6 protein-coding genes and 1 tRNA gene are annotated in these 13101 nt (G+C 68.2%); 4 read left to right on the top strand and 3 right to left on the bottom strand.

Annotation, left to right across the window (positions count from 1 at the left end):
• The first annotated feature begins 214 nt into the window (after positions 1-214).
• From sodB to BLP83_RS01045, 4 genes are all read left to right on the top strand, one after another.
• A complete protein-coding gene (sodB, locus tag BLP83_RS01060; RefSeq protein ID WP_091237790.1) occupies positions 215-793 on the top strand; it encodes a superoxide dismutase [Fe] in 579 nt (192 codons plus the stop codon).
• A 94-nt stretch (positions 794-887) separates the two neighbouring features.
• A tRNA-Val gene (locus tag BLP83_RS01055) sits at positions 888-962 on the top strand.
• A gap of 255 nt (positions 963-1217) precedes the next feature.
• Positions 1218-3914 carry an alpha-ketoglutarate dehydrogenase gene (mdeB, locus tag BLP83_RS01050; protein ID WP_091237787.1) on the top strand — a complete coding sequence of 899 codons (2697 nt, stop codon included), beginning with the start codon at positions 1218-1220 and terminating at the stop codon, positions 3912-3914.
• Between the two features lie 426 nt (positions 3915-4340).
• Positions 4341-7397 carry a ligand-binding sensor domain-containing diguanylate cyclase gene (locus BLP83_RS01045; protein ID WP_091237785.1) on the top strand — a complete coding sequence of 1019 codons (3057 nt, stop codon included), beginning with the start codon at positions 4341-4343 and terminating at the stop codon, positions 7395-7397.
• 58 nt (positions 7398-7455) lie between these two features.
• Here BLP83_RS01045 and BLP83_RS01040 read toward each other — a convergent pair whose 3' ends face one another.
• From BLP83_RS01040 to BLP83_RS01030, 3 genes are all read right to left on the bottom strand, one after another.
• Positions 7456-9156 carry a vanadium-dependent haloperoxidase gene (locus BLP83_RS01040; protein ID WP_091237783.1) on the bottom strand — a complete coding sequence of 567 codons (1701 nt, stop codon included), beginning with the start codon at positions 9154-9156 and terminating at the stop codon, positions 7456-7458.
• Between the two features lie 362 nt (positions 9157-9518).
• On the bottom strand, positions 9519-11438 hold the full coding sequence (locus BLP83_RS01035) for an ATP-binding cassette domain-containing protein (protein ID WP_091237780.1): 1920 nt from the start codon (positions 11436-11438) through the stop codon (positions 9519-9521).
• Positions 11439-12282: 844 nt separating this feature from the next.
• A complete protein-coding gene (locus tag BLP83_RS01030; protein ID WP_091237777.1) occupies positions 12283-12765 on the bottom strand; it encodes a glutathione peroxidase in 483 nt (160 codons plus the stop codon).
• Positions 12766-13101 lie beyond the last annotated feature (336 nt).

Here is a 13101-nt window from a genome sequence, read left to right as displayed (position 1 = left end):
GGGCGCGGTCTTTGGGGAAGTCGGGAGCGGCCCCGCGCGAACCTCACAAACGGGTCACGCGGCCTGCTTGCTACAATTTTCCCACACCAGCCGGCCCTGCAGCGATTTCATCCTGCTCGGCCACCCGCCTCGCCGGCTGCGTGGCCCGCCGGCATCGCCGCCGGGCGCGATGCGAATCACCCTTCCCTTTCCACGCTCGCCTGAAGGAACCGTCATGGCCATCGAACTGCCAGCCCTGCCCTACGCCCGCGACGCTCTTGCCCCGCACATCTCGGCCGAGACCATCGAGTATCACTACGGCAAGCATCACCAGACCTATGTCACCAACTTGAACAACCAGATCGCTGGTACCGAGTTCGAGGGCAAGGATCTGGAAACCATCATCAAGACCAGCAGCGGCGGCATGTTCAACAACGCCGCCCAGGTCTGGAACCACACCTTCTACTGGAACTGTCTGAAGCCCAACGGCGGCGGTGCGCCGACCGGCAAGCTGGCGGACGCCATCAACGCCGCCTTCGGCAGCTTCGATGCCTTCAAGGAGAAGTTCACCCAGACCGCGCTGACCACCTTCGGCTCCGGCTGGGCCTGGCTGGTGCAGCGTCCGGACGGCAGCCTGGCGCTGGTTTCGACGTCCAATGCCGCCACCCCGCTGACCGGCGAAGACCGCGCCCTGCTGACCTGCGACGTGTGGGAGCACGCCTACTACGTCGACTACCGCAACGCTCGCCCGAAGTACGTCGAGGCCTTCTGGAACCTGGTCAACTGGGACTTCGTGCAGAGCCAGATGGCCTGATCGCGCAGCCATCATCACGCCCGATACCGAGGGCCTCGGATCGGGCGTTGTGATTCGCGAATGCACTGTGTTAGAGTGCGCGCCCCGCATCGACGGGCAGTTAGCTCAGCGGTAGAGCACTACCTTGACATGGTAGGGGTCACAGGTTCGATCCCTGTACTGCCCACCAGTTTCAGACAAAGGCCTCGGCTCACGCCGGGGCCTTTTGTTTTGTCGCCTCGCGTCGGTTTGATCGCGAGGCCTCCCCGCCGGTCACCGCGGGATGAGGGCCATGGTGGGTAAGCGCCCTCCCTGTGGCACACGACGTTGTGGCGACAACGGGCGTGGTCCTGACAGGCGTGCACGGCGACACGACGACAGCAGATGACATCGCGGCCGCTACGCGGCAGTCTGCGCGGCTCATTCGTCGACGCACGAGCCCCGCATGCAGCCCCGCTTCAATGCCTCAGGTCATCTGATCTCGGCCAGCCACGGCCAGGCCGACATCGATCCCACGGAAACCCGCGAGTGGCTCGACGCCTTCGATGCGCTGATCGCGCGCGAGGGCCGCGAGCGCGCGCAGTTCCTGTTCGACCGCCTGGCCGACCACGCCCTGGGCCGCGGGGTGCAGTCGGCGCGCGCACGGGTCACGCCCTACTGCAACAGCATTCCGCTGGCGCGGCAGCCGCATTACCCCGGCGACGAGGCGCTGGAGGCCAAGCTCAATGCGGCCCTGCGCTGGAACGCGATGGCCATGGTGATGCGCGCCAACCGCGACGGGCTGGAGCAGGGCGGGCATATCGCTTCGTATGCTTCCGCGGCCGATCTGTTCGAAGTCGGCTTCCAGCATTTCTTCAAGGGAGAGGGCCACCCCGACGGCGGCGATCTGGTGTTCTTCCAGCCGCATTCCGCGCCCGGCGTGTACGCCCGCGCCTTTCTCGAAGGGCACTTGAGCGAGACCCAGCTCGACCACTATCGCCGCGAGATCGGCGGACAGGGCCTGAGCTCGTACCCGCACCCCTGGCTGATGCCGGGCTTCTGGCAGTTCCCCACCGGCTCGATGGGACTCGGCCCGATCAATGCGATCTACCAGGCGCGATTCCTGCGCTATCTGCATCATCGCGGCCTGCGCGAGGGCGGCGGGCGCCGCGTCTGGGGTTTCTTCGGCGACGGCGAGATGGACGAACCGGAATCGATCGGCGCGCTCGGCCTCGCCGCGCGCGAGGGCCTCGACCACCTGACCTTCGTGATCAACTGCAACCTGCAGCGTCTGGACGGCCCGGTGCGCGGCAATGGCCGCATCGTCGATGAACTCGAAGCCCTGTTCACCGGGGCCGGCTGGCACGTGATCAAGGTGCTGTGGAGCTCGGACTGGGACCTGCTGTTCGCGCGCGACGCCACGGGTGAACTGCTGCGCGCCTTCGCGCAGACCGTCGACGGCCAGTTCCAGACCCTCTCAGCCAATGACGGCGCCTACAACCGCGAGCGCTTCTTCGCGCAGAACCCCGAGCTCGCCGCGCTCGTGGCGGATCTGTCGGACGCTGACATCGATCGCCTCCGCCGCGGCGGCCATGACGCGCGCAAGCTCTACGCGGCCTATGCCGCGGCCGTGGCGCATCGCGGCCAGCCGACCGTCATCCTCGCCAAGACCATGAAGGGCTACGGCATGGGCAGCCTCGGCCAGGGCCGCATGACCACGCACCAGCAGAAGAAGCTCGACGTCGAGCATTTGCGCGCCTTTCGCGATCGCTTCGGCCTGCCGCTGCGCGACGCTGACCTGGAGTCGCTGCCCTTCTACCGGCCCGCCGAGGACAGCCCCGAGCTGCGCTATCTGAAGGCGCGACGGCAGACGCTGGGCGGGTACCTGCCGCGCCGCCGGCCGCAGGCCAGCGCGCCGGTGCCGGTGCCGCCGCGCGCGCAGTGGGCGGGCTTCGCGCTCGAGGCCGAGGGCAAGGAGATGTCGACCACCATGGCGGCCGTGCGCATGCTCGGCAACCTGCTGAAGGATGCCGCGCTCGGCCCGCGCATCGTGCCAATCGTCGCCGACGAAGCCCGCACCTTCGGCATGGCCAGCCTGTTCCGTCAGGTCGGCATCTACTCGCCGCAGGGCCAGCTCTACGAGCCGGAAGACCTTGGCTCGATGCTCTACTACCGCGAGGACACGCGCGGGCAGATCCTGGAAGAAGGCATCTCCGAGGCCGGCGCCATCAGTTCGTGGATTGCCGCGGCCACCAGCTACAGCACGCACGATGTGCCGATGCTGCCGGTCTACATCTACTACTCGATGTTCGGCTTCCAGCGCGTCGGCGATCTGGTGTGGGCGGCCGCCGACCAGCGTGCGCGCGGCTTCCTGCTCGGCGCCACCAGCGGCCGCACCACGCTCAACGGCGAGGGCCTGCAACACCAGGACGGCAGTTCGCTGCCGATGTTTGCCTGCGTACCCAACTGCCGCAGCTACGACCCGGCCTTCGCCTACGAGGTCGCGGTGCTGTTCGAGCACGGCATGCAGGCCATGCTGGAGCGGCAGGAGGATGTCTTCTACTACCTCACGGTGGTCAACCAGAACCTGCCGCAGCCCTCGCTGCCGGCCGGCGTGGAGCCCGCCGACATCGTGCGTGGCCTGTATCGCCTGCCGGAGGGCACTGCCGAATCCGCGCAGGTGCAGCTGCTGGGCTCCGGCGCGATCCTCGCCGAAGTGCTGCGCGCCCAGCGCCTGCTGCGCGAGGACTTCGGCATCGAGGCGGCCGTGTGGAGCGCGACCAGCTACAGCGAGCTGCAGCGCGAGGGCATGGCCCGCGAGCGCGAAGCGCGACTAGGCAAGGGTTCCGATGCGGCCTTCGTGACCCGCGCGTTCGCCGGAACGCGCGGACCGATCATCGCCGCCAGCGACTACGTGCGCGCCTGGCCCGAGCTGATCCGCGCCTTCGTGCCGCGACGCTATGTCACCCTCGGCACCGACGGCTTCGGCCGCAGCGATACCCGCGAGGGCCTGCGCGCCTTCTTCGAGGTCGATGCCGTGTCGATCGTGATCGCGGCGCTGTATGCGCTGCAGGAGGACGGCGCGCTGCCGGAAGCCGCCGTGGCGGCCGCCCGCGCACGCTATCGACGCGGGGGCGATGGCCCGCCCGCCTGGCAGCAGTAGACAGGACTCCCCCGGCTCAGGGGCTGGCGGAATCCGGCTCAGGCTCAGGCTGCGCTGCCGACTCTCGGCGCTGGCGGGCGATCAGCCAGAGCGTGTGGCCGGCGCTGCCGGGTTCGAAGCGGCAGTCTGCGCTTTGCATCGTCAGCGTGGCCGGAAGCCGAGGCCGGGGCAGTTCGTCGGTGACAGGCTTGGGCGCAGTCGCGGATGCGGTCGCGTGCATGGAGAGAGCCGGTGGCGGAGGGCGGAGCCGGCAGCCCCTCTGGCGCTACGCGGCGAGAGCCGAAGACTGCCCGCGCCCTGCGCGAAACGACATGGGTGAATGAACCCGGCTGCGGGTAGGAATTTTCCTACCCGCGCCGGCCCACCGCGAAACTGTGCGCCAGAGCACAGCGTGGAGCTTGGGCCGGATCGCATTTTGCGCGGCTTATGCCAAACGCAGCCACGCTCAAGACCTTCGCCTGCGCCCGACTGCGCGCGCGCTTCGCAGCCGCCGCCCTACAGGCACTCGCCCTCGTCTCCCTCGCGCTGTTCGGCACACGCGCCGAGGTGCACGCCAAGCCCCAGCGGTTCGACACCGCGGACGGCCTGCCGCAGCAGCAGGTGATCGCCCTGCACCAGGATCGCGAGGGCTACCTCTGGGTGGGCACCTACAGTGGACTCGGGCGCTTCAACGGTCGCGAGTTCCGGGTGTTCAGCACGGCCGACGGGCTGGCCAGCAACTCGGTGCAGGCCATCGCGAGCAGTGCCGATGGCCAGGTCTGGGTGGGCAGCACGCGCGGGCTGTGCAGCCTGGCGCCGGGCGCGACGCGCTTCGACTGCCGCGAACTGCCCGGCATCAGCAATGTCTCGGTGCAGGCGCTGGCTGCCCGCGGCACCAGCCTGCTGGTCGGCACGGCGCGAGGCCTGTTCCAGCTCGAACCCGTCGAGGGCTCGGAAGGTCTGGACCCACCGACCGTGGCGACCATCATCGCCGACATCCACATCACCAGCCTCGCTCGCGCCGAGGACGGCAGCATCTGGGTCGGTACGCCCAACGGCCTGCTGCGCTGGTTCGCGGTGACCGGCCAGTACGCCTCGGTGCCCCTGCCGCTGGCCAACGCGCCCATGGTTTCGGCGCTGTTGATCGAGGGCGATCGGGTCTGGATCGGCACCAGCTCCGGCCTGTTGCTGCGCCAAGGCGAGCAGCTCTCCGCGCCAACGGGACTGCCGCCCGCGGCGCAGGGAATGGCCATCAGCGGGATCGCTCGCGACGCCGCGGGCGAGCTGTGGATCACCGGCAACCGCGGCTTGCTTCGCGGCACCGAACAGGCTCTGCGCCTGCAGACGCCCGAGGACGGACTCGCCAGCCTGGTCAACCACAGCGTGCTGCAGGACAACGAGGGCGCGATCTGGGTCGGTGGTGATGGCGGGCTCAGCCGTTACAAGATCGGCAGTTTCGATGGCTACACCCGGCGCGACGGGCTGCTGGCCGACTTCGTCCGCAGCCTGGATGAGGACGCCGCCGGCCGCCTGTGGCTTGGGACGCGTCAAGGCGTCCAGGTGCTGCGGCTGCGCGACGACCGCCTGGACCTGAGCGAGGGTTTCACTCTCACGGCCGCTGACGGTCTGGTCGACGAGCGCGTGTACGACATCGAGCTGCCCGCACCAGGCCAAGCCTGGATCGGCACGGAGGACGGCCTCGCCGAGTGGCGGGCCGAGCGCGGGATCGTGCGCCTTTGGACCGAGCGGGACGGCCTGCCGGTCAATGCTGTGCGGTCGCTGCACGGCGACAGCCGCGGCCGACTTTGGATTGGCACCATGACTGGCGTGGCTCTGTTGGAGGACGCTCGCGTCCGGCCCGTGGCCGATCCGCTGCTGTCGGTGGCGCGCGTGCTGGCGATCGAGCCGACACCGGACGGCAGTCTCTGGTTCGCCTCGCTGCACCACGGCCTGCTGCGCATGGCAGCGGACGGAGGGGTGCAGCGGCTGGGCCGCGACGAAGGCTTCAGCAACGAAATCCTCTGGGATCTCGCCGTGGACTCGACGGGCGGTCTGTGGGTCGGCAGCAACGGCGACGGCCTGTTCCACCGCAAGCCCACTGGCGAGGTGGAACGCTACACCCGCGAGCAGGGCATGCCCGACAACTTCGTCTGGAGCGTGCTGGTGGATGGCTCTGACCGAGTCTGGGCCTATACCAGCCGCGGCCTCGCGCGGGTGGAGCGGGGCGAGGTCCAGAGCTTCACCGAGGCCGACGGACTGCTCCACCCCGAAGGCACCGCCACCGCGGCTCTGCGCACCCGCGATGGAACCCTGTGGTTCGGCAGCGGTTTCGGCCTGGTGCGGCATGTGGAGCGTGCGCGTCCGGTCGAGGCCCCGCCGCGCGTCGTGATCGAACGGGTCAGCGCAGGCGAAGACCACGTGTCGGCGGGCAGCCGCCTGCCTGCTGGCACCCGCGACCTCAGTTTCAGCTTCGCGGCCCTCCGCCTTGGCCATGGAACTCAGCTGCGCTACCGCTATCGCCTCCGTGGCGACGGCGGCGACTGGTCGGCGCCCCAGCCCTACCAGCCGATCACCTTCTCCGCGCTGGCGCCGGGCAGCTACGTCTTCGAGGTGCAGGCACGCGATGGACTGCGTGAATGGGGGCCCTCGACCGAATTCACGTTCGCGATCGAACCCTCGCCCTGGCAACGCGCCTCGACCCAGCTCGCACTGCTGATCTCGGTCGCCCTGCTGGTGGCACTGTTCATGCGCCTGCGTCTGCGTCACCTGGCTGCGCGACGGCGCGAACTGGAGCAGCTGGTCGAACTCCGCACCCAGGCGCTGGCCCAGGCCAACAGCCAGCTGGAGCAGGCCTCCCTGACCGACCCATTGACCAGCCTGGCCAATCGCCGCTACCTGCTGCGCCAGGTCCAGGCCGATCTTGCGCAGTGTCGCCGCGCCCATCGCGGTGCAGCAGCACCGGGGCTGCAGCGGGACCTGATCTTCCTGCTGGTGGACATCGACCACTTCAAAGCCATCAACGACAAGCACGGACATGCGGCCGGCGACACCGTGCTTCGCCAGTTCGCCAGCCTGTTGACCGAGGTCGTGCGAGAGTCGGACTACGCCGTGCGCTGGGGCGGCGAGGAGTTCCTAGTGGTTGCCCGCCAGGCGGACGCTGCGCAGGCTGGCGTACTGGCCGAGCGCATCGTGAGCGCGGTGCGAAATCATGACTTCCGCCTGGACAGCGGCGAACTGCTGAACTGCACCTGCTCGGTCGGCGCGGCGGCCCTGCCCTTCCTGCCGGGCGATCCGGATGCGCTCGAGTGGGAGCAGGTCGTCGACCTTGCCGACGCCGCGGTCTACGTGGCCAAGCGGCGCGGCCGCGATCGCTGGATCGTGCTCTCCGCCGCCGACGGCGTGCGCCCATCGGACCTGCCTGACCTGCTCGATGCCGCGCGCAACCGCCCTGAGGCACCGGGCTCGGACCGTCTGCTGCGACTCAAGGACGGCACCGAAGCCTGACGCGCGCGACTCTGCGCGGGCGCAGCGAAGCCGTGGCCTCGCCGCGCCCGCCTTCAGCTCATGAGCGGGGCGCGAAGCGGTCCTGCATGTAGAAGGCCTGCAAACCCGGATCCCCGTCGACCTGCACGCGACCGCCGGCGTCGATGCTGACCAGCCGCCCATCGAAGTTGCGATAGCTCAAGGCATAGCCCGGCTCGGCGTAGTCGCGGCACTGCCTGCGCAGCATGACCGTGGCGATCTGTTCGCCCAGGCGCAGACTGCGCGTATTGTCGCTGCGCCAATGCACACCGCCCATCGAGCGCCCCATGGCGACATTGCTGGCGAGCTTGTTCAGTTCGCCGCCCACCGTCATCTGATTCACGTCATCGCCCTTGTAGAGCGCGGCGCCCTCGCAGCATCCCGCGAGCACCTTGGGCGCGATGTCTCCGATCAGCCGATCTTCATCGAACCAGGCTTTCAGCACGGTGACGCACGCGCCTGCGACCGTGGCGTGGCCCGCTCCGTAGGCCGGGTGCACGGGGCTTCCGCTGGAGAAGGCCATCGGCAGCAGCCAGCTGGCTTCGCCCTGCAGCTTGGGCCGCGACTGCGCCTTGTTGTGCTGGGCGACGCGCTTCAACAGGTCGGAGTACGGAAGCCCGCAACGCTTGAGGCAATCGGCGAGGCCGAGATCGCGGCCGGTACGCCGCTGGGCTTCCAGCACGCCGCCGTAGGCCTCGGGGCGAAGCCGCCGGTGCACCGCCCACTTCTGCCGCCAGACCACCTTGAGCGCGCGCGAGGCGACCTCCGAGACCAGGGTCAGCAGATGCGGCGGGCCGAGGGTGGCGAACGCGGTCTGCCGCGGCAGCATCCTGAAATAGGGCGTGTTCGGATCCGGCGGCGCACCCCAGCCGAGCAGCAGAAGCGCGGCATTGAAATAGGCCTGATGCAGGGCATCCTTGTGAACGAAGCGCGCCAGGTCACGCATGGTGCAGATGAAGCGGGGCTCCTTCTCCAGGAAGAAGGCGTCGTCGTAGGTGTTGGCATCGCCGTAGTCGGCGCCTGAAAAATCGCGGCCGCAATTCTGCGCGGTCAGCCAGTCCTGCCAGGACCACAGGAAATCCTGAGCCTTGCGATACGGGCGCTGCCTCTGATCGATGGTCTGCGTGCCGAAGCTGGGGTTGTGCAGGAAGAACTGGCTCACCAGAGGCCCTTTGTCCTCGTCCGGCAGACCACTGCGGAAGAGCGTTTGCAGGCGCAGATCCAGCTTGCCCTCGCGCGCGGGCAGATCGAGGCCAAGGCGCAGCCGCCCCAGACTCGCATCCGACACCAACGCAGCGTCGTACGCTTCGCGCACCTGGGTCAGCGCAAGCGTCAGATCGGACGAGGGCTTGCCAGACGACCATTTGCAGAATTCGACGTCGCGCAGCAGGGCCATCCAGTACAGCTCCACCATCTCGGCGGCCGTGGAGCAGCTCTGCACGCCCGGCGCAGGCAGCATGTCCATCTCGGCGGGATCGGGGCCGCAGTGCTCACGCGAGCGCGAGGCCAAGGGATTGACCAGACGCGCGGCCTCGTTGCGGGCGCGCGCGAACCCTGGATGGAAAGGTTCCGAACAGGGCCCGCGCGCGACCTCATCGAAGTCGAGCTCGCGGCTCTCCGCGATACGCGCGAAGTGCACATAGGCGCTGGGTTCGACGAGCCCGGTCTCGGCGTCGTGCGGAAGCGTCTTGTGGAAATTGCCGATCTTGTTCTGCAGGAACTCATCGCCGTTGGCGGCCATGCGCAACTCCTAGTCCGAAGAGGAAAGCCGATGCGAGCCTTCCGCAGAGGTGCGACGGACTCCGGAACCGCTGCGGGCAGCGCGGCCGTGGTCGAGACTGCGGAATCGCCTGCGCACAGGTGTGCCTGCCGCGACGGATGTCCCAGGCGATGCTCGGCAAGCTCGACGCCAGCCTCGTGGGGTCTCCCGGCGTGTGAGAAGACCCAGACGCCGCAGCGAGGGCGTCGCTGGGCGTTCGTGGCAAAGCGCGGCACGTGGATTCAAGGGCGTTTGCTGGACCCGATGACCGCGGAATTCGCGATGCGCACAGCGGCCACGGGCGTCCAGCGGCGACCGCAGCCGGCGGCGGGTCTCACAGGCTCTCAGCCGTCGAGTTCGCTCCAGCGCGCGTAGGCAGCCTCCAGCTCAGCTTGCAGCTTGGACAGCTCGGCGCCTGCGGCCGCGACCTCGGCCGCGGGCTGCTGATAGAAGCCGGGATCCGCCATGCGCTGCCCAAGTTCGGCGATGCGGATTTCGAGCTCTTCGATGCGCAGTGGCAAGAGATCGAGCTCGCGCTGGTCCTTGTAGCTCAGCTTCTTCCTTGGCGCGGCAGCGGACCCGGGTGCAGTGACGTTCTTGGCCGGCGATGCATCGCTCGCAGAGACGACCGCAGGGGGCGCGGACGCGGCCGTGCCGGCCGTACCGGCCGTGTCCTGCGCGTCGCGCATGGCCAGCCAGTCGCTGTAGCCACCGACGTAGTCGCGGACCACGCCTTCACCTTCGAAGACGAGACAGCTGGTCACCACGTTGTCGAGGAACTCGCGGTCGTGCGAGACCAGAATCAGCGTGCCGGGGTACTCGCCGAGCTTTTCTTCGAGCAGTTCCAGGGTTTCGACATCGAGGTCGTTGGTCGGCTCGTCCATCACCAGCAGGTTGCTGGGCTGGGCGAACAGCTTGGCCAGCAGCAGGCGGTTGCGCTCGCCGCCGGAGAGCATGGTGATCGGCGCACGTGCACGCTCGGGCGTGAACAGGAAGTCCTGCAGATAGCCGAGCGCATGCTTGCGACGGCCGTCGAGCTCGATGTACTCGCGGCCTTCGGCGACGTTCTCCAGCGCATTCCAATCCTCGCGCAGGCTCAGGCGGTGCTGGTCGAAATAGGCGATCTCCAGCTGGGTGCCGAGCTCGATCTCTCCGACATCGGGCTTGGCCTCACCCAGCAGCAATCGGATCAGGGTCGTCTTGCCAACGCCATTGGGCCCGACGAGGCCGATGCGGTCGCCGCGCTGGATGCTGACCGAGAAATCGCGCAGCAGCACGCGGCCGTTGTAGCCATGGGTGACGTGCTTGGCCTCGGCCACGCGCTTGCCGGAGGGCGCCGCCGAGGCCATCTGGATGTTCACCTGGCCCTGCAGCTCGCGCCGCTGCATGCGCTCGCGGCGCATCGCCTTCAGCGCACGCACGCGGCCCTCGTTGCGGGTGCGCCGCGCCTTGATGCCCTGGCGGATCCACACCTCTTCCTCGGCCAGCTTGCGGTCGAAATGCGCGGCGGCCTGGGCTTCCGCATGCAGGCGCTCCTCGCGCCGCCGCAGGTAGTTGTCGAAGTCGCCGGGCCAGCTGGTGAGCTGGCCGCGATCAATCTCGAGAATCCGCGTGGCCAGCGCGCGCAGGAAGCGACGGTCGTGGGTGATGAACACCAGCGCCGTCTGCAGCGACTTCAGCGTCTCTTCCAGCCAGTCGATGGAGTCGATGTCGAGATGGTTGGTGGGCTCGTCCAGCAGCAGGATGTCCGGCGCCGACACCAGCGCCTGGCCCAACAGCACGCGGCGCTTCATGCCGCCCGACAGCGCCGCGAACTGCGCTTCGCCATCGAGGCCGAGCCGCGTCAGCACGGCCTCGACGCGCTGGTCGAGGTCCCAGCCCTGGGCAGACTCGATGCGCTCCTGCAGGTCGGAGATCTCGTTGGCGATGGCAGGCTCTTCGATGCGCGGCAGCAGCGCGTGGTAGCGCGCCAGCCAGTGCCCGAGATCGCCCAAGCCCGCGGTCACCACCTCGAAGATGCTGCCCGAGGTCGCCTGCGGCACTTCCTGCGCCAGCCGTGCCACACGCACGCCCGAGGACACGCGGCGCTCGCCTTCATCCGGCGCGATTTCTCCCGCGATGATGCGCAGCAGGGTCGACTTGCCGGCGCCGTTGCGGCCGACGATGCAGACACGCTCGCCGGCTTCGATGGTGAGGTCGATATGGTCGAGCAGCGGCGGGCCGCCGACGCTGTGGCTGAGGTTGAGCAGTTGCAGTAGGGGCATTGGGGAGCCGGGATTCGGGAGCGGGGATTCGGGATTCGGAGCCGGCGGTGTCAGGGCTGTCGCCTGGCCGACCCCTCACCCCTGCCCCTCTCCCGCGGGGAGAGGGGTTCGAGAGCAGAGCCGCGTATTGTGCGGCACGAAGGCGTTGGGGCGGGCAGTGGCGAGGTTCAGTGCCTGGGTTCGCGCGGCGCCAGCCCTCACCCGGCCCTGCGCTTCGGCTTTGCGCTTCGGCTTTGCGCTTCGGCTTTGCGCTTCGGCTTTGCGCTTCGGCTTTGCGCTTCGGCTTTGCGCTTCGGCTTCGGCTTTGGCTTTGGTTTTGGTTTTGGCTTCTGCGGGCAGGAGCCCGCGCTCTTCAACGGGGCCCCTGGGGAGCGGCGGGAGGCGGTCGAATCGCCCGCAGGGTTGGCCGCAGGGATGCGGCCAAGGTTTTCGACAGGCCAGGGACGGCCTGTCCGAAAACCCCGACCGACTCACGCGAACCCTTCGCGCACGGATGCGCGAAGGGCGCGGACGAGGGGTGGCCTTTCTTTGGCCTACCTTTCTTTGGCCACGCAAAGAAAGGTAGGTCGGGCAGCCCAAAGGGCTGACCGAAAGCTCTTGCTCTTCGCTTCACGCGACGAAGCAGCGAAACGGCGAAACGGCGAAACAGAACAGAGGAGACCGTCGAGCTCATGGTGGGCCAGGGCCCACCCTATGACAACACCAAGGTCGGGCCGGCCGAAGGGCCGACAGAAGGCTCTTGGTGTTCCTTCGCGCTTCGAGCGATGAAGCGATGAAGCAATACCGAGGCGAGAGCGGAGCCCATGGTGGGCCGGGGCCCACCCTATTCACGCACCGCGGCGTCTCACCCCAACAGTTCTACGATGTCCCGCTCGATCGACTCCGGGGTGTCCGTCGGCGCATAGCGACGGACCACCCGCCCCTCGCGGTCGATCAGGAACTTGGTGAAATTCCACTTGATCGCCTCGCTGCCGAGGATGCCCTTGGCTTCCTTCTTCAGGTACTGGAACAGCGGGTGGGCGTCCTTGCCGTTGACCTCGACCTTGGCGAACAGCGGGAAGTGCACGTCGTAGTTCAGGCTGCAGAAGTTCTTGATCTCCGCCTCGTCGCCGGGCTCCTGATGGCCGAACTGGTCGCAGGGAAAGCCCATTACGGTAAGGCCCTTGCCCTCGTACTTGCGATGCAGGGCTTCAAGCCCCTTGTACTGCGGGGTGAAGCCGCACTTGCTCGCGGTGTTGACGATGAGCAGCACGCGGCCGGCGTAGTCGCGCAGCGACTGGGGCTGGGCGTCGATGTCCTGCACGCTGAAGTCGTAGAGGGAGCTCATGGGGCGCGGCCTCGCTGTTGGGGCGTTGATGTTGTGCGATGGAGAGCCGGGAATCGGGAATCGGGAATCGGGAATCGGGAATCGGTTCAGAGCATGACGCGTCGCGGATGCCAAGCGAGTGCTTGACCTGGGAACAGCCTGCCCCGCGTAGCGGCTCACCTGTTCTTGAGAAATCTTGGCGGGCCATCTCCGCGAAGAGCCTGTGCTCGCGGAGATGGGAACGGGGGTCCAGCGGTCTCCCGACTGAGGCAAGGCGCTTCGGAGTCGCCGCACCCTGGTGTCGAAGGCCGCGAGCGAATCCCGAATCCCCACTCCCGAATCCCCGCTCCGGAGAGC

The organism is Aquimonas voraii (assembly GCF_900101825.1).
GTDB lineage: Bacteria > Pseudomonadota > Gammaproteobacteria > Xanthomonadales > Xanthomonadaceae > Aquimonas > Aquimonas voraii.
This window is presented reverse-complemented; position numbering and strand designations above follow the sequence as displayed.